Below are 25,815 nucleotides of genomic sequence, written 5' to 3' on the forward strand. Positions count from 1 at the left end.
CTATGTGCCTATGTGGTGACATCTAATTTTTTAAACCACATAGATACATAGTTTTAAGAATGATGTATTAAAATTCAGAATTAAAACATTCACTTTCTCATAAACATTCCGCTTTCCTTTTATTAAAAAAGTTTACTATTTGTAAACTTTTAGTCTTATCATTTCTGTTTAAAATGAACGATATGTTAATCAAAAATCTCATTTAAACTGAAAATTACACTTTAAAAAATTAAGTTTTAATCCATTTATAACAATCTACAAATAAAGGATTTATTAAAAAACTATAGCCCTTCTTTTTCATATCAATAAAAATTCAGAAAGTAAAATTTGGGTAATAAATAGCCTCGATTTGTTAATCAATACTTAATACAAAATATTTATATATATTAAAATTATTAGCTTGATTTGCATAAAAAATTTAATATATGTAAAAATGAAAACAAATTTAGAGAAAATACTTACCCTTGCTTCTGTCTGTCTCGTCACTTTTGTTTCAGCACAAAAGCAGTTAATTATAGGAACTGTTCTTGACGACAGCCAGCCGCTTCCCGGCGCAATCGTCAAAATAAAAGGTTCATCCAAAAGTATAACCACGGATGTTGATGGAAAATTTACCATCAATGACATCAAGGAAGGAGAATATAGTTTACAGATCAGCTATATTGGTTATACTACTACTGATATCACCGTTAATTTAAAAACTGATGAAACTACAGATCTTGGAACAATAAAACTTTCACAACCCAGAAAGAATATTGACGAAGTTGTTGTTACCGGAACTTTAAAAAATACAGAGGCAAGAGCCTTAAACTTGCAGAAAAATGCCATTAACATCACCAATGTTATCGCTTCAGACGGAATCGGAAAACTTCCGGACAGAAATGCTGCAGAAACCGTACAGCGTGTGCAGGGAGTTTCTATTGAAAGAGATCAGGGAGAGGGAAGATTTGTTTCTCTAAGGGGACTTCCTCCATTCTGGGCCTCTACCACCATCAATGGGAACAGGCTTCCTACTGCCGAAGAAGAAACCACTTCAAGGGCTACTGCTTTTGACTTTTTCCCAACGGAGCTTATTTCTTACGTTCATGTCAACAAATCCTTTACTCCTGATCTTGAAGCAGATGGAATTGGCGGCGGAGTTAACTTTATTACCAAAACTCCCCCTATGAAAACGGAGTTTAAAGCCACATTAGGAAGTGGTTACAATGCTAAAGCAGATAAAGGAGTTTATAACATCGGCTTATTATATGGAGGGAGAACAAAGAATAAAAAATTTGGATATTTATTCAATTTTGCACATTTCATCAGAAACTGGTCTACGGATAATTTTGAAGCAAGGAGAAGTGGTGATGAAGGAGTTTTCAGAATGGAACTTCGTGATTATAACGGAGTAAGAAAGACAACCGGAATTAATGCTGCATTTGAGTATGTGCTTTCCCCCAAAAACATCTTATATCTGAAAGGAATGTATGGTACGTTGTCTGATGATGAAACGCATTACAAACACAGAGTAAGATTTGATAAGTTCAGTTCGGCCAACAATACAGCCAGAGTAGAACTTCAGAACATCCACAACTTATTGATTACAGAGCTTACTTCAGTTTCATTAGGTGGAGTTCATAATTTAAATAAAGGAAAAATTGACTGGGATTTATCCTATTATGACAATCAGTTTAAGTATGGTAATATTCCTGATAAACAGAATAATTCTTATTATGTAATTAAATACACCCAATCCGGAGTAGGCATTAATCCAGATTATATGTCTGATCGTGGAAATGGTCCAAGAGCTTATTGGAAAGCTGATGGCGGAAAATTAGATTACAAAAATCCTGATGCTTTATTTGGTTTCTACAGCAATCCAGACTTTAAAATGGATGCTACTCAGATGAAGTTTACCGATCTTGAATTTTACAAGGTTTTCGTACAAGAAAAGGATAAAATTGTAGCCGCTTTCAATCATGAGATCAATACCTCTGATAAACTGACCTTAAAATATGGTTTCAAATACAGAGATAAAGAGCGTAATGCCAAATTCTCTGATATTTTCTACAACTGGAGCAATGGAACCGCTCCTCTACTATCTGACTACGCTCAATTTATTACCACTCAGCCGAATGGTAGAAAGTATTTAAGCGAAATGAGCGCTCATATAGGAAACACATTCGGGCCTGTACTTTCTACGGGAGGAATGAACCAATTCTGGTATGACAATCGGGGAAAACTGAAAATCAATACTGCTGATTCTGAGTCGCTAGAATATAATAAAGCGCTGGGAAGAAACTTTGATGTTTTTGAAAAGCATGCTGATGCTTATGGAATGGCAACCTACAAACTGAATGATAAGATTACCCTTTTAGGAGGAATCAGACTTTCCAATACCAATACAAAGGTAAAAGGATATAATGTGATCGATGATGTGCTGACTCCTGTTGAACACACCAAAAATTACTTGGCCGTTCTTCCTATGCTTCATTTGAAATATACCTTAAATGATAAGACTAATCTTCGTTTTGCCGCAACCAGAACTTTTTCAAGACCTAATTTCGGAGATCTGACACCCGGTGGAACTTATAGTGAAGCGGATAATGAATTCAAAGGCGGAAATCCTAATCTTAATCCAACCTATTCATTGAATTTTGACCTGATGGGAGAATATTATTTCTCAAATGTCGGGATCCTGAGTGGTGGTGTTTTCTATAAATCCATTATAGACCCTATTTTCCAGGATTCTTTCATCGGAGAATATAATGGAATGAACGGAGTACAGTTTTCTGCTCCTAACAACGGAAATGCAGCATGGTTAGGTGGTATTGAATTAGGGATCAACAAAAGGTTTGATTTCTTACCAGGTTTCTTACAATATTTCGGGGCCCAGGTGAATGCCACTTTCATGACTTCTGAAATGGAAAAACCAAGCGGAAGAAAGGTAGCGCTTCCTTACCAGGCTAAAGAACTATATAACGTACAGTTATTCTTCGAGAAAAAAGGCTTCAATGCCAGAATTGCATACAACTATAAAGGAAAATATGCTGTAGAATATGCTGAGGACGACATCAATGATTCTTACTACGGAAAATACAGCAGTCTAGATTTCGGAGGATCTTATCAGTTTACCAAAAACATAGGGCTGTATATGGATATCAACAACATCCTGAACAAACCTCTGATCTACCACTTCGGGAAAAGCGAAGACCGTCCTGAACAGGTAGAATACTACGGAGTAAGATGTAACCTTGGAATAAAACTGAACTTCTAAACCATCACCATGGCCAGAACCATCAATAAAAAAACAGTAATAACCCTGAAGGCTGCTTTTGCCGCCTTCGGAGTTTACTTTTGCATGTACGGTTTCAGAAAACCATTTACGGTAGCCTCTTTTGAAGGACTCTCCTATTTCGGGGTTGATTATAAAATCCTTATTATCATTGCACAGGCTGTAGGCTATTTTATTTCCAAGTTTATCGGAATTCAATTTATTTCTGAATTAAAACCAGCAAAAAGACTGATTTACCTATTCTCCTTTATTGCTATGGCAGAGTTTTCTTTATTAGGATTCGCGGTAGTACCAGCTCCTTACAACATTCTTTTCATGTTTCTGAATGGTATTCCGTTAGGGATGATCTGGGGCATTGTCTTTTCATACATTGAAGGCCGCAAAACAACAGAAATCATAGGGCTTTTCCTTTGTTCAAGCTTTGTGGTTTCTTCAGGGTTTACAAAGTCTGTAGGAAAGTTTCTGATGGATACTTTTCCCATTTCAGAGTTCTGGATGCCTTTTTCAGCGGGAATGATTTTTATTATTCCGTTAATTCTTTTTGGACTTCTATTGGAAAAAATTCCAAAGCCCAATGAAGAGGATATAATGCTTAAAAGCAAAAGACAACCGTTAAATGGAGCTGAAAGAAAGGCTCTTGTTCAGCAGTTCTTTGTTCCCATTGTATGCATTATTTTTCTCTACATCTGCCTTACTGTTTTAAGGGATTTCAGAGATAATTTCAACCGGGAAATCTGGGATGGACTTCATTTTCGTTTTGACAGTTCTATTTTTACCCTGACTGAGATTCCCATTGCTATTATGGTTCTTCTGATCCTGAGCTTTATGGTGAAAGTAAAAAACAACAAAAAGGCTTTTGCTTATTATCATTACATTCTTTTTGCAGGAATTCTGACAGTAGGACTTTCCACTTATTTATTCCAACAGAATGTTTTATCTCCTTTCCTATGGATGACCGTTTCCGGTTTCGGAATGTACATCTGCTATATTCCGTTTAATGGAATTTACTTTGACAGAATGATTGCTGCATTTGATATTAAAGGAAATGTAGGATTCCTGATCTATATTGTAGATTCTTTCGGATATCTGGGAAGCGTTTTAATTCTGCTTTATAAAAACTTCGGTTCGGCTCAGACTTCATGGCTTCATTTTTATATCAGCCTGAATTATATTATCACCATCTGTGTTTTAATCCTTTCAATTATTGCTTTTCTGGCTTTCAGAAAGAAGGCAAAACCTAATTCAAATTCTAATCAATACATCAATTTCGATACTTCGAAAATCTTATAAATTATAGTACAATGAAAACAAAATTTGATTTACTCGTTGTGGGAGGCGGAATTTTAGGAACATTCCATGCGTATCATGCCCTGAAGAGAAATCTGAAAGTAGCGTTACTGGAAAGAAGCTCTATCCCCCAAGGTGCCACCGTACGAAATTTCGGACAGGTAGTTCCTTCCGGAATGGATCTTAAATGGCAAAATTTCGGAAGAGAAAGTCTCGCAATATATAATGAACTTCATGCTCAGGCAGATCTTACCATCAGACAAAACGGATCTGTGTACATTGCATCCAATGATGAGGAACTTCAGCTTATTGAAGAGCTGTATGAGATCAACAAAAACAATGATTATGAATCTGTTTTATTATCCAAAAGCGACTGCATCAAGAATTTTGACGGCCTCCGTTCCGATTATTGTAAAGGCGGATTGTTCTTTCCACAGGAACTTTCTGTAGATTCTGCAGATATGATTGTAAAACTTCACAAGCTTTTACAGGAAAAAATGGGGTTACAGATCATTTATAATACGACGGTTGTTGAAACCCATGAAGATGATCAAAAATGTATCGCTATCACAGCAGACGGAGAAGAATATACAGCTTCTAAGATCATTATTTGTGGCGGCCATGAGTTCAAAACTTTATACCCTAACATATTCAATGATAGTGACTTGGAAGTGAGTAAACTTCAGATGCTTCAAACCAAACCTCAGGGAATTTATTCTCTTCAGGGAAATATTCTGACAGGGCTTTCAATCAGACGATATGAGTCATTTAGTGAGTGTCCTTCTTTCCAGAAAATCAAATCGTTAGAAGATCCGAATTCATTTGAGAAGAAATTTGGGGTTCACATCCTGTTCAAGCAGGCATTAGACGGATCCATTATTCTTGGAGATTCTCATGAATATGCAGATGCCAAGAATACGGATGATCTTGGCTTTGATTTAAATATGGAAATTGATGAATTCATGATTCATGAAGCAAAGAAAATCATCGATTTACCAACTTATGAAATCCAGAGAAGATGGTTTGGAGTATACTCCCAGTGTAAAACAAAGGACATTTTTGAATACAGTCCGTCTCCGAATATTCATATTGTAACAGGCATCGGTGGAAAAGGAATGACAGGAAGCGGTGGCTTCTCTAAGTTTAACATAGACAAAATTTACGCATAAATTTCAATGAAAAATATAGAATTATTGGTTCTGGATATGGCCGGAACTACAGTGGATGAAGATAATGTAGTGTATAAAACCTTAACTGAAGCTGTTAATAAGCATGGATATCAGGTAAGTCTTGAGCAGGTTCTTACCACTTGTGCCGGAATGGAAAAACTGGAGGCTATCACTAGCTTATTAAAAGATATCGATGGAAATGAATCTGATGCTCCCATTATTTTTGAAAACTTCTCCGGGAAATTGAAGTATGCTTATCAGAATCTTGAGGTAAAACCTATCAACGGAACAGAAGATTTTCTCCTTAAAATGATAGCCCAGCATAAAAAAGTGGTACTTAACACGGGCTATACCTCTGAAATTGCTCAACAGCTTTTAGATAAACTGCAATGGAAAGAGAATGTACATTTCGATGCCTTAATCACCGCTGATGATGTTTCGGAAAGCAGGCCAAGCCCGGAAATGATTCATCTGGCCATGAAAAAATTCAATATTATGGAACCTGAAAAGGTTTTAAAAGCCGGAGATTCTGTGATTGATATTGAAGAGGGAAAAAATGCAGGCTGCGGATTGACTATTGCTGTACTTTCCGGAGCCCAGAACAGATCAGAACTGGAAAAGGCCGAACCTGATTATATTTTTAATACTATTTCTGAGGCTGAAAATATTCTTTAAATACTTGCTTTATACTTTGACACAAATGTTTTTACCAGGCATTTGTGTTTTTTTTAAGCCACCCCGTCAAATCTTCGATTTGCCACCCCTCTGCAGGAAGGAATTATCTCTCTCTTGACTGAATATTCACCTATCTACTCTGTCATTCTGAACACAGACAAAAGGTCTGCGAGCGTAGTTCAGAGATGGAGTGAAGAATCTCAAGTATTTTTAAGGTTAATCAACAATCGAAGAATGACATTTTTTGAATATTTGTCAACTTTAAAATTCTCAACAATTCTTAATTACACTTCTGCATGTATAGTCTTTTGCTCAAAAGCAACAAAAGAATTAAAACATTCATATACTTACAGTTAAAAACCAAATTCATTTCTCATATTTCATCTTCAAAACAATTTTTTAATTATCAAATAATTAATTTTCAGTTCACAAATGTTTATAAATAGTAAATTAAATTTACAATTATTAAAAAATAAATTACTATTTGTAAACTTTTACTTTCAAAACCCTTTTATCCTATGAAAACAAAACTATTCTCAATGGCTGTTGTAATGAGCTGTTTCCTTGGAGCTCAAACTAAAAAAGTCCTTTTTATTGGTATTGATGGATGCCGGGCAGATGTCATGATGTCTACCAACACTCCTAATATCAAAAGCCTTATCAGTCAATCCATTTATTCTCTCGATGGTTTATGTGCTGCCACAACCTGGAGCGGAAATGGCTGGAGTACCATGCTTACTGGTGTATGGCACACCAAACACAATGTACAGGACAATAATTTCACTAATCCAAACTATGCGAATTATCCTGACTTTCTAACCAGAGCGGAGAGTCACAACCCTAATCTGAGAACCATTTCACTCGCTCATTGGGCTCCTGTAAATGATAAAATTATCAAGAATGCAGATGTAAAAACCAATCTGGCAACCGATCTTGCGGTAAAAAATGCAGCGGTAAATGCTTTACAGAATGATAATCCGGATATTCTGTTCATAGATTTTGATGATGTAGACCATGCAGGACATTCTTACGGGTTCTCTTCTGCTGTTCCGCAGTATGTTTCATCTATTCAGACTACTGATACTTATATTGGTGAGATTGTAAATGCTATGAAAAACAGAGCAACCTACAATAATGAGGATTGGCTGGTAGTTTTAACAACAGATCATGGTGCTGTAGACAGTTCTCATGGTGGCGGAAACCTTTCTGAGCGAAATATCTTTACCATCTACTCTAACCCCGGATTTACCCCTCAACAAATCAGTAAAACAGTTCTTGAATCTAATAAAACCTTTAACCAATTTAATCTTCCTTCAGGAGCTTATGCAAAACCTGCTAACCAGACTTCATTCAACTTTGGAGCAAATCAGGATTTTACAATTGAATTTTGGGTAAAGCCTAATGCGGCTTACACCAGTGATCCCGTATTTCTTGGAAATAAGAACTGGAATAATGGAAAAAATAAAGGAATTATCTTCTCGGGATATTCCGGGCAGGCTTTTAAAATGAATATTGCAGATGGTACCAACCGTATTGATCTTGTAGGTGGAAAAGTAGAAACCAATAAATGGAAGCACATTGCCGCTAGTTTTGACAGAGACGGTCTAGTTACTTTATACGAAGACGGTGTTCCGGTTACGTTTGCTAAAATGAATACGATCGGAAATATTGATTCTATACTTCCATTAACCTTAAATCAGGACGGGACAAATACTTACAGTGTTAATCTTGCCGCTTCCTACAAAGATGTCAGGATCTGGAAATCTGCACTTCCGAATGATGTAATCGTGAATTGGGCGAACCAGGATATTACCGCATCTCATCCTTATTATGCTCAACTATTGGCTAATTGGAAGTGTAATGAGTCTTCAGGAAGCTCTTTAACGGATTCAAGCCCTAATGCTAATCATATGACTATTACAGGGTCTCCAACATATACCACCAATACATCAAATACTTTCAAAGTTTATGATTATACCTCAACTACAAGAGAAACAGATCATTTTCCAACGGTATTAAACTGGCTTTGTATTCCGGTACAGCCTTCATGGGGAATAGATGGCCTAAACAGAGGCCCAGACTGTTCAAAACAGGTATTATCAACCAAAGAAATCAAAACTACAACTGAGGACTTTAAAATATATCCTAATCCTGCCTCTACACAGATCAGCATCAGTTACAAATCAGAGGATAAGGAAATTAAAGCTGAAATTATTGATACAAAAGGATCGCTGATTTCCACCAAAAACTTAAGGTCTTTCAATGGAAATTATGAGGAAAAAATCAATACTGAAGATCTTCCGGCCGGAATGTATTTTATTAAACTTAATGGAAGTAAAAAGTCTCTGACGAAGGCTTTTATCAAGAAATAAAACAGTAAAACAATTAGATTTAAATTTGATATTGGAACAAGGATATTGCCATCCGAGTTCCAATATTTTTTTTGACTATGATTGAAGTTTCAATTCCATCTGTACATCTACTCGATCGTAACCAGGATTGATAATTGGCATATGTTTAAACCCTAGTTTTTCATATAACTTTATCGCAGGAACCAATACGGAATTGGTTTCCAGAAATACTTTTTCTGCTTTTAATTCTCGCGCTTTTTCAACAAGAGTATTGCCCAATAGGTAACCGATCTTCTTACCCTGTGCTTTGGGACTTACCGCCATTTTTGACAGTTCAAAAGCAAGAGGATCCTCATGAGCCTTTACTAAGGCACAAGTTCCTACGGCTTCGCCGTTCAACAACGCGAAAGCAATATATCCGCCTTTATCTAAAATCTCTTCTTCCGGATGATCCAACAGTTTATAGTCACTGGACTCCATGACAAAGAACGTTTTGATCCATTCTTCATTCAAGGCCTTAAAAGCTTCCTTATACTGAGGTTCATAGCTTATAATTTTTACTTCATTATCATTCATCTCTTTAAGTGTATTATATTCTGTTTTTTATCATTTTTCCCAATTTCTCCAGATCGCTTTCTACACGGTCTGTCCATTCCAAGGCATAATTTAATCGCATACAGTTCTGATACTGATTATATTGTGAAAACATTCTTCCCGGAGCAAAGTTTACTTTTTGGCTCACTGCTTCATCATACAAATCTTCAGTACAAATTCTTTTATCAAGTTCCAGCCACAGCATAAATCCACCCTTGGGTTCTGAAACTTTGGTATTATCAGGAAAATACTGGGTTACAGACTTCTGAATCTGTAAATAATTGGCATACAACTTCTTCCTGAACATTCTCAAATGATGATCGTAGCGGCCATGTTCAAGAAAATCAGCAATCACATCTGAAAATAAGGATGGACTTGATACCGTTTGTACTAGCTTTTGACGGATAATTTTTTCTTTAAACTTTCCCGGAGCTACCCAACCTACACGAAAGCCAGGTGCTAAAGTTTTGGATACTGAACCTACCCACATCACTATTCCGGCTTCATCATAAAATTTACATGGTTTTGGTCTTCCCGCTCCAAAATAAATATTTCCGTAGACGTCATCTTCTACCAAAGGAACGTTATGCTCAGTAAGCATTCTTACCAGTTCCTTCTTATTCTCATCCGGCATCTGAAACCCCAGCGGATTATTGTAATTCACAACAAAACAACAGGCAGAAAGCTTTGGCAATACCTTTTTTAGAGCATCCAGATCTACTCCGGTAATAGGATGGGTAGGAATCTCTACAGCCTTTAGTCCCAGCAGCTGAATCGCCTGCAGAATTCCAAAATAAACAGGACTTTCCACTGCTACAGAGTCTCCAGGCTGGGTAACCGCCATCAGGCAATTGTAAACCCCGTTCATTGCACCGGAAGTAATCACCAGATCATCTTCTGTAATTTTTCCTTCCATCACTATAGACCACTTGGCTATTTCACGACGGAGTTTTTCACTTCCTTGTACAGGTTCATAATTAGTTCCACTATCATGCTTCTCTTTTATTACATTAATCATGCATTTCTTCATCTGGGCAACAGGAAGAAGGCTTTTCCCGGGGATTCCCAGGGCAAACTGAGTAACATCCGTTCCCGCAATGGTGCCAAATACCTTCCCAACAAGATCTTCCGGGCTGTTTTTCCCTTCCCACACCTTCATTTTCGCCACAGAGGGTAACGCTAATTTTCGCTGAGACGTCTGGCTTACATAGTAGCCGTATTTTGGCCGTGACTCAACAAGAGAGCGACTCTCCAACTCCATATATGCCTGTTTAACAGTATTTAAACTAACATTATATAGTTTCTGTGCGCTCCTTAACGAAGGTAGCCTGTCCCCAAACTGTAACGTTTTGCTATTAATCTGCTCCGTAACAGAATTGGCTATTTTAAGATAAAGAACATCTTTAGGCATCGATCACTATTTTAAGTAAATTTACAACTTTATCTTTTGGGGGTTATTGATTTAGCCAGCTAACCATCCTGCAAATGCTATTTTTCAACTGTTCGGGGTTACGGAAATTAGCCGTATTATTCTTTTTAAAATAGCGCTCCACCCGGGAGAGAAAGTTATTCTTTTCAGAGTTCTGGACACCTGCTTTTTCATACATTTTAATGGCTATTCCTTCTTTTTCATTCATGACCAGACTCGCAAAGGCAATAACCTCTTCTTTCTTTTTAGCCAATAGGAAAGGGAGTCCAAATTCTGAGCTCACTTTTCCGGTATTCTGCGCCTGCAGAAATATATTTTTTAGTGCCAACATGTCTGAAATATAGACTTCTGCATATTGAAGCGGTTCCTGATATTGAACATTGGTTTCCATAATATTCTTCTTAACAAAACAAAATTATGGAGTCTTTCAGTTTGGATACAGATACAGAACAATAGAATATCATGGGTACAGATTTTCTTAACCTATTGTATACAAATAGTATAAGAATATTCCAATTACAGCTACTTTTATCACTCTTTGCAAAACATCTATCTTTGCAAAAAAGATTAGAAATAAATGAGCTTCTTTGGAACGAACATTAAGAAAATAAGACAGGTTAAAGGTTTGAGCCAGAAGACGTTTGCTGATTTACTTGATTTAAACAGAGGAGTGATAAGTTCCTATGAGGAAGGCCGTGCAGAACCGAAGATTGAGACCATACTAAAGGTGGCCAGTCATTTTAGTCTGGATTTGGATCAACTTCTGACGGAAACGCTTCAGGAAAATCAGCTGGCCAGTGTTTCTGATACTAATCAACTGATGCTTTTTCCGGAAATGGCCTTTAATGAAGATAAAGAAGCCGAAAATCTACGTGAGAATCATTCGGAGAACAGTACTATCCTTCAAAAAATATTAGCCTCTGTAGATCTGGTATATGAATTTACTGAAGAAAAACAATTGCTTTCTCCATATCATTACGGAGATATTTTATTTCTGAATAAAGCTGATCTGAAAAAAGACTCTAGCCATCATTTGCTAGTTTATACAAATGGATATTTAGAATATGCCGCCCACACTGACAACCGGGAACTTTATAAAATTGTAGGACACGTTTCTACTGCTGAAAAGAATATTTTTACCGATATTTTGGAAAGACTGGAAAGACTGGAGAGAGGTAGTAAAAAATAATTAATCCCTAAAAACCACACGAATAAAAAATATATTATAAAGCTCTTTACAATAAAATGCAGGGAGCTTATTTTTTTGTAGATGATTTTCTTTGAATAACAGATAATATAAAAAAACAAAAAACCCTCCGTATTCAAAATACAGAGGGTTTTGTACCCCAGACGGGACTTGAACCCGTACGTCCTTGCGGACACAGGATTTTAAGTCCTGCGTGTCTACCAGTTCCACCACCAGGGCCGGTGTGTGGTACAAAAAAAGGATTTGAAAGCAAATCCTGTTTTTTGTATTGTGCGGATGAAGGGACTCGAACCCCCACGCCTCACGGCACCAGATCCTAAGTCTGGCGTGGCTACCAATTACACCACATCCGCTCGTTATATTGCTCTGCTACCGCAGATACAATCGATAATTCCTACAAATATAAGAAATTTATTTAAAAGATCACTCTCTCTATTAAAACAAAAAACCCTCCGTAGCAAAATACAGAGGGCTTTGTACCCCAGACGGGACTTGAACCCGTACGTCCTTGCGGACACAGGATTTTAAGTCCTGCGTGTCTACCAGTTCCACCACCAGGGCATGGTGTGGAGCGAAAAACGGGATTCGAACCCGCGACCCCAACCTTGGCAAGGTTGTGCTCTACCAGCTGAGCTATTTTCGCATAGTGCGGATGAAGGGACTCGAACCCCCACGCCTCACGGCACCAGATCCTAAGTCTGGCGTGGCTACCAATTACACCACATCCGCTGGTTTTTTAATATTGTAAGTTTTAAAGAGCTTGCTTCGTTTTTGTGAGTGCAAATATAGGACAATTTCCCTTACCTCCAAACTTTTTCTAGAAAAAAATTAAAATTTCTAGATTTTTTTTCTGTGGCACCTATTATTACATTTCATTTTCTTACTTTTACAACGTTAATAATTACGATATGGAATTACAAGGAACGGTAAAGAAACTTTTTGAAACTCAAACTTTTGCAAGTGGATTTCAAAAAAGAGAATTGGTTATTTTAACCCAGGAACAGTATCCACAGCCGATAAACATAGAATTTTTATCTGATAAAATTAGTTTATTAGATAACCTTAAAGAAGGTGAAAACGTAAAAATAGGAATCAACATCAGAGGTAGAGAATGGGTTTCTCCACAAGGTGAAACTAAATACTTCAACTCTATTACAGGATGGAAAGTAGAGAAAGTTTTTGATAATGGATCAGAGCCTACTCAGGCTATGCCTCAGCAATCAGCTTCTCCTGTTTCCAATGAGAATCCGTTTGCCGGAGATGATGATGATGATTTACCTTTCTAATTAAAGAATTAAAATCAAATATAAATCCTGCTTTCTTAAAAGTGGGATTTTTTTGCTAAAAAATGGTCCGACTAGACGAAAACGAGATTTCATTTCCTGATCCTGAGGTGTATGATGGGCACGACGGGCTTATTGCCTATGGTGGAGATCTGTCTATAGAACGTATTTGGTTCGCCTACCAATTGGGTATTTTTCCCTGGTACAATCCGGGAGAGGAAATTCTATGGTGGTGTCCTGATCCGAGATTTGTTTTAGTTCCTGATGAAATAAAGGTTTCAAAGTCGATGAGAAAGATATTAAACAGGAATGTTTTTACTTTCTCAGAGAATAAAAACTTCAGAGAAGTCATCAAAAATTGTCAGCAAACTGAACGCAAAGGGCAATCCGGCACATGGCTTTCTGATGAACTGATGAATTCTTTCATCAAACTTCATGAATATGGTCTGGCAAGAAGCATTGAAGTTTGGCAGGATGGAGAACTTGTAGGGGGCTTTTACGGTTTACAGATCGGAAACGTTTTCTGTGGAGAGAGCATGTTTGCTAAAGTAAGCAATGCCTCAAAAGCAGGCTTTATTCACTTTGTGGAAAGCAATAAAAACAATATTGAATTAATTGACTGTCAGTCTCATACCGAACATCTGGAGAGCCTGGGGGCAAAAATGATTCCTAAAAAAGAATTTTTAAAAATCCTACACGAAAACAATGAACGCAGATAAAGAAAAATGGCTCCTTCTGGCTACCCTGAGCATTATTTGGGGATCTTCTTTTATTTTGATCAAAAAATCACTGGATCATTTCAGTCCGTACCAGGTAGGGTCACTAAGGGTCCTTATTGCTGGTATTATTTTGCTTCCGATTGCCATTTCCAATTATAAACTTTTTCCGAAGAAACATTTAAAATGGCTTATTCTGGCTGCCTTTACCGGAAATTTCATCCCAATGTTCCTCTTTCCGATTGCAGAAAAGGAGGTCACCAGCAGTATTGCAGGGATCATCAACTCTATGATGCCTATTTTTGTTATTATTGTGGGAGCTTTGGTATGGAAATTTGAAACCACCAAGAAACAAATCATAGGAACGCTCATAAGCTTTACAGGAGTCTGTATCCTGGCTTTTGGCGGTGGTGACAGTGGCGAGCTGAAGATGATTCCGATTTTGTTGCTGTTATTGGCTACTTTATGCTATGCTGTAAGTACAACAACAGTAAAATCAAAATTGATGGATGTTTCCTCCATTGTTTTATCTTCCTTTATATTTTCTTTTGTTTTAATTTTCCCATCAATCATTGCTCTTACCAGTACAGGATTCTTTTCTGAATTCAGCTTTTCAAAAGGCAATATGCTTGGATTGATGTTTGTAAGTTTACTTTCCATTTTTGGAACAGGGCTTGCCATGACCATGAATTATAGGCTGTTAAAAGTTTCCACTCCACTTTTTGCTTCAACAGTTACTCTTATAATGCCTATTGTAGCAATTATTTGGGGTATTATTGATGATGAAAAGCTAACTATTTTCCAATTTATAGGTGCCGGAGTTATTATTGCCGGACTAATCTTTTTAAGAAGCAATCCAAAAAAATAGATATAATTTAAAAGGCTGGAAGCTGGAAGAGGGAGGCTGGAAGTTACTTTCAGTAATATAATTACTAATGTCTTTTACAAAAAATCAAATAATAAACACTGATCTATTATTTATAGACTCCATAACTTCCTTCTTCCAGCTCCCGGCTTCGACTCTTTTTATCAATAAAAAAAGCCTGCATTGCTGCAGACTTTTTCGTTATTTGGAGTACGTTTAGTTCTTTTTCTTCACTTTACTCACCTTCACCTTTTTTACTTCTTCTTTGATAAACGGATATTTCTTTTGCATATCCTTTACCAGAGACGGATCCAGTTCTAAAGCTTTCTGAAGTGATTCTATTCCTTTATCCTGATCTTTCAGATTGAAAAAACAGTTGCTTAACTGATAATACAATTCAGCTCTGTCATGATGCTTTATCGCTGCATTTAAAACCGTTACAGCGTCTTCATATTCTCCTACAAGCATCAAAACTTCTGAGTAGGCATACCAATTATAGAATCTTGACGGCTCAGCATCTACCAGCTTTTTAAGACAGGAAAGACTTTCCTCAAATTTCCCGGAATCAATGAACAGGAATGCTAATCTTTTTTGATAGTCAAGATTATTTTCATTCAACTGTGTTGCTTCTTTGGCAAAATGAAGAGCTTCAGACATTCCACCCATTTCTTCATACAGATAAGACTGTTCCATCATGGCAAGATAAAACTGAGGGTCTTCTCTCAACGATTTCTGGAATGAATTTAAAGCTAAAATAGGCTGTTTTAATGCTTTATTACACAATCCGATTTTATAGAAAGTAAATGCCTTGGTATATTCCAGTTCAAGCATTTCTTCATAGGTTTCTATAGCTTTCTGGTATTGTCCTAAAGCTTCATAGCACGCTGCTTTATTAGCATATACTCCTACAGAATTTGAATTGATAGCCAATAAATAGTCGTATCCTTTTATGGCTTCATCAAAGTTCTTTCTGTTGAAGTAGAATTGTCCGTATTCAAACCAAGCGGTTTCAGAATAAGGGAATTCATCTAAATATTCATTAAGAAAGGCAATTGCCTCCTCACTCTTATTCAAGTCACTGAAACACACCATTGCGTTTTCCAGCGAATATTCGTCCGAAGGATCTTCTTTAAGTGCTTTTCTGTAATGTTTAAGAGCGTTAAAGGGATCACCCAGATTTATATATTCATCCGCAATAAAGTTGTGGAGGAAATTTTCTTCTTCCTCAAGTGTAAGGGCTTTTTTGCAGATTTCAATGGATTTTCTAGGGTTACCCAGGTTCGAATAATACTTAGCGTAGCAAACTAAAAAGTCTGTATGTTCCATAGAGGAGCCTTTCAGCTCGTCAATAAGATCTTTCGCCGTATTATATTCTTCCCACTCCAGAAGAATTTCAAGTCTTTTGATCTTGATATCTAATGAATTGGGGTGAAGCTTCAGTCCATAATTAACAGCCATATCAGCGTAATTAAAATCACCCAGCTCCAAATAATAAACAATGATATCTTCCAACTCTTCGGTATCGAAGTAGAATTCGTCATTGTTTTCCATCATTTCTTCGAACTTTTTTACAAGTTCATTTCCAAAATACTCTTCCAATAGTGTCCTCTTCGTCAGCCCAATGCCTGAATTTACTTACAGACCTCGGCAAACTTTATTAATTAATAATATATCTGAAACTGATATTCAAATATTTATGCAAAGTTGCAACTTTTTTTTGAATTTTCCATTTCATAAATTTCTATTATAAAAATAGTAAAAAAAGAAAACCGATAAAAGGATTGTGGATAAAAAAATAGAAATTAGGGTTAAATTCTTACTACGAGTCTTCTTCCGGTTTGTATCTCAGCATTCCACACGGCTTCGATATTTTTTATATCAACATTTTCAGTTTCTATTTTTATTTTTCCTTCCACGGCAGCCTGGAACATTTCGGGTATAATTTCAGAAAATAAAAGCGCTGATTCTTCTTTCGTCCAGCTTCCCAATCCTGATCCTGAAATTTGAATATCTGTTGCTCTAAGGATTTGTGAGGATAATTGGATGGTATCTCCACTCATTCCACCTATTGTAATCAGTTTCGTTTTATGGGAGAATGTTCCATCGCCTTTAAATGCTGATAAAATCATTTCTACAGAGTGTCCCCAGATATAGTCGATGATGATATCAATAGGACTCTCACTGTGAATTTCCTTTATTTTCTTTTTAAAATTTCCATTATTTAATTGTAGAGAAACCACCTCATCGGCTCCAAGTTCACGAAGTGCCTGCAAGGATTCTTCATTTCTTCCGGTAACAATAATTTTTGAGGCTCCATACACTCTGGCGATCTGAACAGCTATTCTTCCTGTAATTCCTGTGGCGCCGTTCACAAGAACAACATTCCCGGGCTGTATACCTGCTTTGAATTTTAATGCCATTGCTGATCCCATCACTGCATTGGGAAGAGCCGCTGCTATGGAGAAGTCCAAGCCTTCAGGAACAGGCACTATCATTTGCAGATTGGCGATTGCCCTTTCTGCAACGGTTCCTTTTTTACTGAAAAAATAAACTTTGGATCCATCTTCAAGATAGCCTACTCCGTCTGATCCTACAATTGTTGGCTGATGGGCCGCGTTTTCTGTAGAATAATGTTTTCCGCTGGCTCTTGCTTTATCAAGGTTTTTGATGGATGCTGCCTTTACAGTAACCAACACTTCGTTTTGGTTTGATATTTCCGGTTCTGGAAAATTGGCATATTGAGGAGTACTTCCTTTTTCAAATACTACTGCTGCTTTCATTACTTTTAAATTTTTATACAAAATTATGAGGGTGAAAGCCTATGAGCGATAACATTTGTTATCAGTTTTTAGGAGGAGGGAAGCTGGGAGTTATTGAAGTCAACAATTACAAATGATCGAATTTAAAACGCTAGTTTCGCAGGTTTTTTAATTATAGTGCTTTGTTTTTCGGTCGCTAAGGCACTTCGTTCAGCTAAGAATACGATCATGGCTAAGTGAAACACCCTTGCAAACCTTTTTATAATCATCATTTTGAAAATTCTTTGCGTCTTTTGCATTAAAAATTCAATACAATCAACTTTCTGCTGTATATCGTACTGGAGAAATTTCCAACATCCATCTTCCTGCCTAAGAATTATTTTCTTTCAATATTTTGCTCTTTATTCTGCTAAGATGCACTGTTGTAATCCCTAAATAAGAAGCGATATAATGCTGTGGAACTCTTTTGATGATCTCTGGTTTTTGTTGAGCGAGCTGAATATACCGTTGCTTGGGAGTGTCTTTAATGAATGAAAAGAAATGTTTCATATAGTCGAAGATTCTTTCGAAAAGAGCATCCATAAAAAAGGTTCTGAGTTCAGGATTCTCGTAAACTTCTTCCAGAAATGCTTCTACATCAGGTTTTCTAATTTTATATAAAATACAAGGTTCTACTGTTTCAAAAGAAACCATACTGGGAAGTCCTTTTTTAAAGCTTTCGAGGGAAGAAAACATGGTGTTTTCCAGAAAAAACTGAAAGGTAACGTCCTTGCCATCATTATTATACCATGCTCTCACAATTCCTTTTTCCAGATAGAAGGCATTATTTGAAACTTCACCTTCATTTAAAAGCAGGGCTTTAGCAGGGACTTCCATTCTTTCAAAACTACCTAAGAATTGTCTCCATTTTTCTTTTGGAAGGGGAAATCTGTTTTTGATATGTTCAAACATCAGGTATAAAAAAAGAACGGATTGAGTCCGTTCTTATGATTTATTTAAATTAAACTTTTAATCTTAGCAATGATATCATCTCCTAATTTATCCGCTTCTTCCTGAGATTTAGCTTCTGTATAAATTCTGATGATTGGCTCTGTGTTGGATTTTCTAAGGTGAACCCAATTGTTTTCAAAGTCTATTTTAACACCATCAACGGTAGAAACGTCTTCATTTTCATATTCTTTCTCCATTTTGCTTAAAATAGCATCTACATCAATTTCCGGAGTCAGTTCTATTTTCTTTTTCCCCATGAAATAGCTTGGATATCCTGCTCTAAGTTCTGAAACGGTTTTATTTTCCTTTGCCAGATGAGTCAGGAATAATGCTACTCCTACTAAAGAGTCTCTTCCGTAGTGAAGATCAGGATAGATAATTCCTCCGTTTCCTTCACCACCAATTACAGCATTTTTCTCTTTCATTAAAGTAACTACATTCACTTCTCCTACAGCACTTGCAAAGTATTCTGAATTGTGAGACTGGGCAACATCTCTCAAAGCACGGCTTGAAGAAAGGTTAGAGACGGCTGCTCCATTTTTATTTTTTAAGAGGTAATCTGCAACCGCTACTAATGTATATTCTTCACCGAACATTTCTCCTTTTTCATCAATCAGGGCTAGTCTGTCTACATCCGGATCTACCACAACTCCTAAATCTGCATTTTCTTTTTTAACCAGTTCACAGATGTCTCCTAAATGTTCTTTTAAAGGTTCAGGATTGTGAGGAAAATGACCTGTTGGTTCACAATATAATTTAACGGTTTCGCAACCTAATTTATCTAGTAACATTGGAATAGCGATTCCTCCTGTAGAGTTTACAGCATCCAATACCACTTTAAAGTTTTTAGCTTTAATGGCTTCAATATCTACCATTGGTAAATCAAGGATTTGCTGAATATGAATATCAAAAGCATCTTCTCTTGTTTCATACTTTCCAAGATTATCTACTTCTGCATAATTGAAGTCTTCACTTTCTGCTAAAGCAAGAACTTCTGCTCCATTTTCACCAGTGATGAATTCTCCTTTTTCGTTTAAAAGTTTAAGGGCATTCCATTGTTTTGGATTGTGGGATGCGGTAAGGATAATTCCTCCATCTGCTTTCAATTCAGGAACCATTATTTCAACGGTAGGCGTTGTAGAAAGACCTAAATCAACCACATTAATACCTAATCCCTGTAATGTGGCTGTAACCAGCGAAGAAACCATCTGGCCTGAGATTCTAGCATCTCTTCCGATGATTAAGGTTAAGTCTTTTTTATTTTTATTATTCTGAAGCCATGTTCCGAATGCGGAAGCAAATTTTACCACGTCAAGAGGTGTTAAGTTATCATTTACTTTTCCTCCTATAGTTCCGCGAATTCCCGAAATAGATTTTATTAACGACATTCTGTTTTATTTCTAATTGATTAGTGTAATAATTTATGCGGAACAAAGATACTTAAAAAGACAGTCACCTTATAAAACAGGGATCTTTTTTTGAATTTTATCATACGTATTCTCTACCACTCTTGGAGGCGCAAAGCGATACCCAATGTATAGCAAACCGTACATACTGTTATTTTCTACCACCTGGCTTCTCGTCTGATTATAGGTATACGCGCTGAAATTCATTTTTCCGCCAAACAGAAATCTGTCTGTATTGTATCCTACGTGCAGGCCGCCTTCCATTCTCAAGGTAAAATATTGGGCATTTGTTCTTGCATCATCACCCTGAACATTTCGATACGTTGAAAATTTTCCACCAAGACCAAGTGCTAAATAAGGTGCAATATTTACGTTTTTTCCAAGCACCCAATTGTAGAAATAACCCATATTGACGCCCACTTTATATTGAGTTTCTTTTAGGTTCTGTTCTTCAACTTTATTTCTGAAAATGGTAACATCATAATCGAGGAACGGAACCCAGCTGCCACTACTCTTCTTTTGCCATTCACCTTGAGTGTAAATACTTCTTGCGGAAAAATTTTCATTAAGAATGTAGGAAGTAGAGCCTCCAAAGCTTTGTACCCTTAAGTCTGGAAACTGTACATGGGGATCGCCTTCCTTCCAAGCCGGAAAGACCTCTTTCATATTTTCAATGTAGAAGCCTTTGACATTTTTGTAATAAAGAGTCTGAATAAATCTTTTGGGAAAAAATCTAATGCTGAAGTCTGTATAAGAACTGTTTCCTTTCAGATTATTGTCATTATTTTCTGAAAAAAATTTGGGGGCAAAGGATAAGGTGGCACTTATAATCCTATAATCGATGGACAGGGAAACTTTTGTCTTATTGTTGATAGAGAATATCTGTTGTTTTTGATTTCCTTCTTCACCTTCAGTAAAAACAAAGCTTTCAAGATTAGTATCAAGATTGGCGCGGATCATCACCTGATCTTTATAAGATTTGATATTTGTTGTATCTGTTTGTGCGCTGACCCGAATGGCCAACAAAGAAAACAACACAACAACTCCAACTCTTATAAGATTCAACCTGAATATTTTAAATTAAAAAATGAAATTACTACATTTTTTTTAATTTTCCGTTGAAATCTATGTTAAGAACAACCACAATCTTTATCACACCCCATTCTTTTGGAAGTGAACTTACTAGGGGCAAAATTCTTTTTAAGTACCTTGAATAAAGAGTAACAGGCAAATGCGACTATTAATGCAATCAGTACATATTGAAAAATTAATGAAGAATCCATTACTTTAAAATTTGATACACTATCATCGACACAAAATACGCCAAACCTATCATCATAGTCGCCTGAAAACCAATCCATTTACAGATTTCGGTTGTTTCTACGAAAACTTTTCTTGCCCGCGAAACTTGTAAGAATTCCTACCCATTTTCTGGGCATAATAGATTCTATTTATGGGAATGCCCTAAATCATTTTTTTAATACAACCACATTAATTTACAACAAAACAAATAAAAACAATAATATAAATCAAATATGTTTAGTAATTTAATATCTTAAATTACTGCTTTTATAATTTTATTACAAAAAAAACTTATTTACTATGGAAACAAATTTACCAACACGCAGATCTTTGATAAAAACAGCTCTGCTTACCTCATTATTATTCTTTATGAGTACATTAATTTTTGCACAAAAAGTGTATGCAAATAACCAAACTTCACAAATTTACGGAGGATGTCTTCTCTGTTCTATTCAAAATCCCCAAAATGCAGTGGGAAATAATGAAAATGATTACTCTACTATGCAGATTCCATTGGGCGTTTTTGCCAGACTTGAGCAGAGTCTGATTTTTCCTGCAACGACAAAACAAAATAAGATTGTCATTGGAATCGGAACCGACCAGGTATTATCTTTAGCTTTATTAGGAGGAATTGCAATAGAAACATTCAATGGTAGCACTTCAAATAATGATTATAAAATCATCACCAATGATTTACTCAAACTGGAAATATCAAATCCAAGCAGAGGAACTATTGAGGTTTTTGTTTCTAAACCGTATGATCGGCTAAAGATAACTTTAAACAGCGGTCTTCTTAACCTGAATAGTGTACTTAGGATATATTACATCTATCACAAACCTGAGGCCTGTACCTTTCCTCCTTTCGACCCCTTACATTATTATTCTTTTAATGGTAATATTAATGATGCTGCTAATGGCCACAATATGACAAGTACCACCAGTCCTATATTCCAAAATAATATGCCTTGTGGCCAAGGGCTCGGAACTACATCAGAGATTCCAAAATATAATCTGACAGCCGGATATAAAAAAGAAAATGGTAAAACACCAAGCGATTTAGCCCTTAATCATACTATTTCTTTTTGGGCGAAAACAGAAAAGAAGCAAGAAGGAAGTACATCGCCAAAGGTAGTCGTTGAGCCAATACTTGACAGGCTTATCATACTCCCGGATAGTCTAAGGCTAAAAATTTCGTCGGCATATCCAAGTTTCGGACTTTTCGAGAATGTAAAATTTAGCCAAGCGCTCAGCACATCGACATCTTTTGACCACTATGTAATTAATACAAAGGATGGCTTGATACTGGTATATAAAAATGGTCAGGAAATATTTAATAATGCAGAACCGTTCTATCTGGAATGGGGAACTGTGCCTACGCTCTTAAATTTATTAGAAAATAATGTTTCAAATATCATTACCCTCGACCGGGCACAAATTGATGAATTCGTAGTATATGACAAAGTTCTTACTCCGGAAGAGATTCAGATATTGTATACTTCATATAACTGGCCACCATCAGCTCCGTCTGATCCTGCTGTAAATGAAATAATGAAAAACCTCCCAACAAAAGAGCTATTCACTGTATCTCCCAATCCATCTACCGGCCAAATTACCTTAGATGGTAATATACTTCTACCAGACTCACACATCTCCCTCAGAAATCTTTCCGGAAAAGAAGTATATCATTCGAAATTGAGTTTTAAAACATTTGATCTGCCAGCTATTTTGCCAAACGGAGTGTATATCCTTAATCTTAAAACTACAGATGGTAAAGAATATACCCGTAAAATTATTCTGACAAGATAACAGGAATAATTAAAATACCTGTATGAGCGGTCTCCTATGCTTGCCAAATAAAGGAGATCGCATTTCTTTTTTTGTTTAATGGTATTTTCAAAATAGTAGCTTCTGACTTTCCAAAGCCTAGTATTTTTCATTAAAAAATGCAATTACTCATTTTAAGAGCAACCACAGTCTTTATCACACCCCGTTCTTTTGGAATTGAACTTACTAGGGGCAAAATTCTTTTTAAGCACCTTGAATAAAGAGTAACAGGCAAATGCTACTATTAATGCAATCAGTACATATTGAAAAATTAATGAAGAATCCATTACTTTAAAATTTGATATGCTATCATCGACACAAAGTATGCCAAACCTGTCATCATAGCCACCTGAAAGCCGGTCCATTTCCAGCTTTTGGTTTCTCTATAGACTACTGCCAGTGTAGAAACACACTGCATTGCAAATGCGTAGAACAGAAGAACGGAAATTCCGGTTGCAAAACTGAAGACTTTTTCTCCGTTTGGCTTTACATCTCTTCTCATTTTATCAATCACTTTTACTTCCGGAGCATCATCCTCAAGGCTATAAAGTGTTGACATGGTACCCACGAATACTTCTCTGGCTACAAAGCTGGTCAGGATTCCTACTCCCATTTTCCAGTCGTATCCCAGTGGTTCTATTATTGGTTCTATTCCTTTCCCCATTTTAGCTAAATAAGAATGGTCTAAATGAACATCTGATGCAAAAAGCTCATCTGCTTTTTGTTTAGGCCCGAAATAGCTTAAAACCCAGATTATAATACTTACAATAAAGATTATTTTCCCTGCTCCAGTGATGAAATCCCACACCTTACCCAAAACCATTTTAAAATCGTAGCCAAAAAGTGGTTTTTTATAGGCAGGAAGATCCATTACCAAATAGGTTTTACCTTTATCTTTAATAAATCCTTTAAGAATTGCTGCGGAAAATAATGCCACTAAGAATCCTAACAGATACATTCCCATCAGCACCAAAGCTTTATACTTTATTCCTAAAAATGATCCTTCCGAAATAATTAATCCAATAATGATGCTGTACACCGGAAGCCTTGCAGAACATGTCATAAACGGCGTTACCAATATCGTCAGCAATCTTTCTTTAACGTTCTCTATATTTCTTGTGGAAATAACGGCCGGAATTGCACAGGCAGTTCCTGAAACTAAGGGAACGATACTTTTTCCATTCAGTCCAAAAGGACGAAGAAGCCTGTCCATCAGGAAAACGACTCTTGCCATATATCCTGAATCTTCCAACAGATAAAGGAAATACAGTAGAATACCAATCTGTGGTGCAAAAACTACGATCCCTCCGATTCCCGGAACAATTCCGTTGGAGATCAAGGAATTGATAGGTCCTTCCGGAAGATGTTCGCTGGTAAAAGCCGCCAGCCATGAGAACGATTCTTCAATCCAGTTCATCGGATATTCTGCAAGGAAGAAAACACTTTGGAAGATTACCAATAAGATCAATAAGAAAACTATATATCCCCAGAACTTGTGAACCAAAACCTTATCCAGCTTTTCTGTTAACAATTCTTTGAATTGAAGTTTCTTGGAGATGACATTCTCCAGTATTTTATCTACATTCTGGTATCTCCTAACAGTTTCCTGAACCTGTAGTCTTTTCGGAACCAAACTTTTAGCATCAGACTCATTAATCTGATGCATAACAGATTCTATTTTGTCTAGATCTGTTCCCAAAGAAAGGCTCATCCAAGCCTTATATTCATTATCAAAACCTTTGTGAGCTGACAGTTTATGAATGAAATCTCTGTGCTCATTAGGAATTTCAAAAGATGCTTTCTCTATCTTTATAAATTCGTTGTTAAAGACTGCATCTTTCACTTCATTGATTCCAATCTGCTCCTTAGCATTGGTTTGAATGATCTTAATCCCTAATGCTTCTGAGAATTTCTGAATATCTATTGTAATTCCTCTTCTTTCTGCCTGATCAATCTGATTAACAATCAGAATCATAGGAATTCCAAGATCCTGAATCTGCTGGAATAGAAGAAGGCCTCTTTTTAAACTTAATGCTTCAAGAATATAAACAACTCCAGCGTAGTTTTTCTGCTCATCCAGAAGGTATTTTGAGAAAATAGCTTCATCTTCTGAGCTTGGATAAACGCTGTAAGAACCTGGAAGGTCAATAACTTCAACGTCCTCATTTTTATGGGTATAGTTTCCCGAGTGACTTGCAACGGTAACACCAGCATAATTTCCGGTTTTCTGCTTTTTATTACAAAGCGCATTAAAAACCGTTGATTTTCCTACATTAGGATTCCCGACTAAAAGTATCTGTTTTTTCTTGTTTGCCTGCATTAATTCAATTCTTCAACAATAATATAATCTCCTTCTTCCTCACGAAGAGCAATCCGGCTTTTCTCTGCTCCAAATTCCACATACATCGGTCCATTAAACGGAGCCTGGTATAAAATCCTGAAAACGGTCTCAGGAAGAAGCCCCATTTCAATGATTTTATTAGGCATATTCAGATGGTCATTATCATATCCCAATATCTTTCCCATTTTGTTTTTAGGAAATCCACTTAATTTATGTAATTGTTTCTCTTTCAAAGCCCTGATTTTTTGTAGTGCAAATATACGTTATTTAAATTTAATCTAAATAACGTTTTGGCGATAAAAAAATCAACCCAAATACATTTCTGTACCTGGGTTGATTC

Annotated in this window: 20 protein-coding genes and 5 tRNA genes; 10 read left to right on the plus strand and 15 right to left on the minus strand. The window is 36.4% G+C overall.

What is annotated here, in order from left to right; translation table 11 throughout:
- Positions 1–433: 433 nt before the first annotated feature.
- From J2772_RS11640 to J2772_RS11660, 5 genes are all read left to right on the plus strand, one after another.
- A complete protein-coding gene (locus J2772_RS11640) occupies positions 434–3,259 on the plus strand; it encodes a TonB-dependent receptor (RefSeq protein ID WP_209916785.1) in 2,826 nt (941 codons plus the stop codon).
- 9 nt (positions 3,260–3,268) lie between these two features.
- Positions 3,269–4,567 carry a DUF5690 family protein gene (locus J2772_RS11645; protein ID WP_209916787.1) on the plus strand — a complete coding sequence of 433 codons (1,299 nt, stop codon included), beginning with the start codon at positions 3,269–3,271 and terminating at the stop codon, positions 4,565–4,567.
- A gap of 11 nt (positions 4,568–4,578) precedes the next feature.
- Positions 4,579–5,733, plus strand: coding sequence for a TIGR03364 family FAD-dependent oxidoreductase (locus J2772_RS11650; RefSeq protein ID WP_209916790.1), 1,155 nt, complete (start codon positions 4,579–4,581; stop codon positions 5,731–5,733).
- 6 nt (positions 5,734–5,739) lie between these two features.
- A complete protein-coding gene (locus tag J2772_RS11655; RefSeq protein WP_209916792.1) occupies positions 5,740–6,408 on the plus strand; it encodes an HAD-IA family hydrolase in 669 nt (222 codons plus the stop codon).
- A gap of 518 nt (positions 6,409–6,926) precedes the next feature.
- Entirely contained in the window at positions 6,927–8,780 is a 1,854-nt protein-coding gene (locus J2772_RS11660; RefSeq protein ID WP_209916794.1) for an alkaline phosphatase family protein, read from the plus strand.
- Between the two features lie 75 nt (positions 8,781–8,855).
- Here the strand turns inward: J2772_RS11660 and J2772_RS11665 are convergent, their stop codons facing one another.
- The 3 genes from J2772_RS11665 to J2772_RS11675 are packed head-to-tail and all read right to left on the minus strand — an operon-like array spanning position 8,856 to position 11,173.
- Entirely contained in the window at positions 8,856–9,335 is a 480-nt protein-coding gene (locus J2772_RS11665; RefSeq protein ID WP_209916796.1) for a GNAT family N-acetyltransferase, read from the minus strand.
- Positions 9,336–9,348: 13 nt separating this feature from the next.
- A complete protein-coding gene (locus tag J2772_RS11670) occupies positions 9,349–10,764 on the minus strand; it encodes a PLP-dependent aminotransferase family protein (RefSeq protein WP_209916798.1) in 1,416 nt (471 codons plus the stop codon).
- Between the two features lie 43 nt (positions 10,765–10,807).
- A complete protein-coding gene (locus J2772_RS11675; RefSeq protein ID WP_209916800.1) occupies positions 10,808–11,173 on the minus strand; it encodes a hypothetical protein in 366 nt (121 codons plus the stop codon).
- A 186-nt stretch (positions 11,174–11,359) separates the two neighbouring features.
- Here J2772_RS11675 and J2772_RS11680 point away from each other — a divergent pair, with 186 nt between their 5' ends.
- Positions 11,360–11,971 carry a helix-turn-helix domain-containing protein gene (locus J2772_RS11680; protein ID WP_209916802.1) on the plus strand — a complete coding sequence of 204 codons (612 nt, stop codon included), beginning with the start codon at positions 11,360–11,362 and terminating at the stop codon, positions 11,969–11,971.
- Positions 11,972–12,124: 153 nt separating this feature from the next.
- Here the strand turns inward: J2772_RS11680 and J2772_RS11685 are convergent.
- The 5 genes from J2772_RS11685 to J2772_RS11705 all read right to left on the minus strand — a co-directional run bounded on the left by J2772_RS11685 (position 12,125) and on the right by J2772_RS11705 (position 12,718).
- A tRNA-Leu gene (locus tag J2772_RS11685) sits at positions 12,125–12,208 on the minus strand.
- Between the two features lie 52 nt (positions 12,209–12,260).
- Positions 12,261–12,342: transfer RNA gene (locus J2772_RS11690), tRNA-Leu, on the minus strand.
- 124 nt (positions 12,343–12,466) lie between these two features.
- Positions 12,467–12,550: transfer RNA gene (locus J2772_RS11695), tRNA-Leu, on the minus strand.
- Positions 12,551–12,556: 6 nt separating this feature from the next.
- Positions 12,557–12,632: transfer RNA gene (locus J2772_RS11700), tRNA-Gly, on the minus strand.
- Positions 12,633–12,636: 4 nt separating this feature from the next.
- A tRNA-Leu gene (locus tag J2772_RS11705) sits at positions 12,637–12,718 on the minus strand.
- Positions 12,719–12,897: 179 nt separating this feature from the next.
- Here J2772_RS11705 and J2772_RS11710 point away from each other — a divergent pair.
- From J2772_RS11710 to J2772_RS11720, 3 genes are all read left to right on the plus strand, one after another.
- A complete protein-coding gene (locus J2772_RS11710) occupies positions 12,898–13,275 on the plus strand; it encodes a DUF3127 domain-containing protein (RefSeq protein WP_045492249.1) in 378 nt (125 codons plus the stop codon).
- A gap of 62 nt (positions 13,276–13,337) precedes the next feature.
- Entirely contained in the window at positions 13,338–13,991 is a 654-nt protein-coding gene (gene aat / locus J2772_RS11715; protein WP_209916804.1) for a leucyl/phenylalanyl-tRNA--protein transferase, read from the plus strand.
- The gene (locus tag J2772_RS11720; protein WP_209916806.1) at positions 13,978–14,856 is read left to right on the plus strand and encodes a DMT family transporter; all 879 of its coding nucleotides are present in this window, start codon (positions 13,978–13,980) and stop codon (positions 14,854–14,856) included. The genes aat and J2772_RS11720 overlap by 14 nt, the downstream gene beginning before the upstream one ends.
- A 213-nt stretch (positions 14,857–15,069) precedes the next feature.
- On the opposite strand, the gene J2772_RS11725 is transcribed toward J2772_RS11720, so the two are convergent.
- The 5 genes from J2772_RS11725 to J2772_RS11745 form a co-directional block, all read right to left on the minus strand.
- The gene (locus tag J2772_RS11725; RefSeq protein WP_209916808.1) at positions 15,070–16,452 is read right to left on the minus strand and encodes a tetratricopeptide repeat protein; all 1,383 of its coding nucleotides are present in this window, start codon (positions 16,450–16,452) and stop codon (positions 15,070–15,072) included.
- A gap of 209 nt (positions 16,453–16,661) precedes the next feature.
- Positions 16,662–17,633 (minus strand): zinc-binding alcohol dehydrogenase family protein, encoded by a 972-nt coding sequence (locus tag J2772_RS11730; protein ID WP_209916810.1) that lies wholly within the window; start codon positions 17,631–17,633, stop codon positions 16,662–16,664.
- Positions 17,634–17,981: 348 nt separating this feature from the next.
- Positions 17,982–18,563, minus strand: a complete 582-nt coding sequence (locus J2772_RS11735; protein ID WP_209916812.1) for a Crp/Fnr family transcriptional regulator — start codon at positions 18,561–18,563, stop codon at positions 17,982–17,984.
- A gap of 44 nt (positions 18,564–18,607) precedes the next feature.
- Positions 18,608–19,990: a phosphoglucosamine mutase gene (glmM, locus tag J2772_RS11740; protein WP_209916818.1), complete on the minus strand. Its 1,383-nt coding sequence runs from the start codon at positions 19,988–19,990 to the stop codon at positions 18,608–18,610.
- A 69-nt stretch (positions 19,991–20,059) separates the two neighbouring features.
- Positions 20,060–21,073 carry a DUF4421 family protein gene (locus tag J2772_RS11745; protein WP_209916820.1) on the minus strand — a complete coding sequence of 338 codons (1,014 nt, stop codon included), beginning with the start codon at positions 21,071–21,073 and terminating at the stop codon, positions 20,060–20,062.
- A gap of 537 nt (positions 21,074–21,610) precedes the next feature.
- Here J2772_RS11745 and J2772_RS11750 point away from each other — a divergent pair.
- Entirely contained in the window at positions 21,611–23,116 is a 1,506-nt protein-coding gene (locus tag J2772_RS11750; RefSeq protein ID WP_209916822.1) for a T9SS type A sorting domain-containing protein, read from the plus strand.
- 304 nt (positions 23,117–23,420) lie between these two features.
- Here J2772_RS11750 and feoB read toward each other — a convergent pair whose 3' ends face one another.
- Together feoB and J2772_RS11760 are read right to left on the minus strand one after the other, a co-directional pair.
- Positions 23,421–25,454 (minus strand): ferrous iron transport protein B, encoded by a 2,034-nt coding sequence (gene feoB, locus J2772_RS11755; RefSeq protein ID WP_209916824.1) that lies wholly within the window; start codon positions 25,452–25,454, stop codon positions 23,421–23,423.
- The gene (locus tag J2772_RS11760; protein WP_209916826.1) at positions 25,454–25,708 is read right to left on the minus strand and encodes a ferrous iron transport protein A; all 255 of its coding nucleotides are present in this window, start codon (positions 25,706–25,708) and stop codon (positions 25,454–25,456) included. Before J2772_RS11760 ends, feoB begins: the two co-directional genes overlap by 1 nt.
- Positions 25,709–25,815: the final 107 nt, after the last annotated feature.

The organism is Chryseobacterium jejuense (assembly GCF_017877355.1).
Classification (GTDB): domain Bacteria; phylum Bacteroidota; class Bacteroidia; order Flavobacteriales; family Weeksellaceae; genus Chryseobacterium; species Chryseobacterium jejuense_A.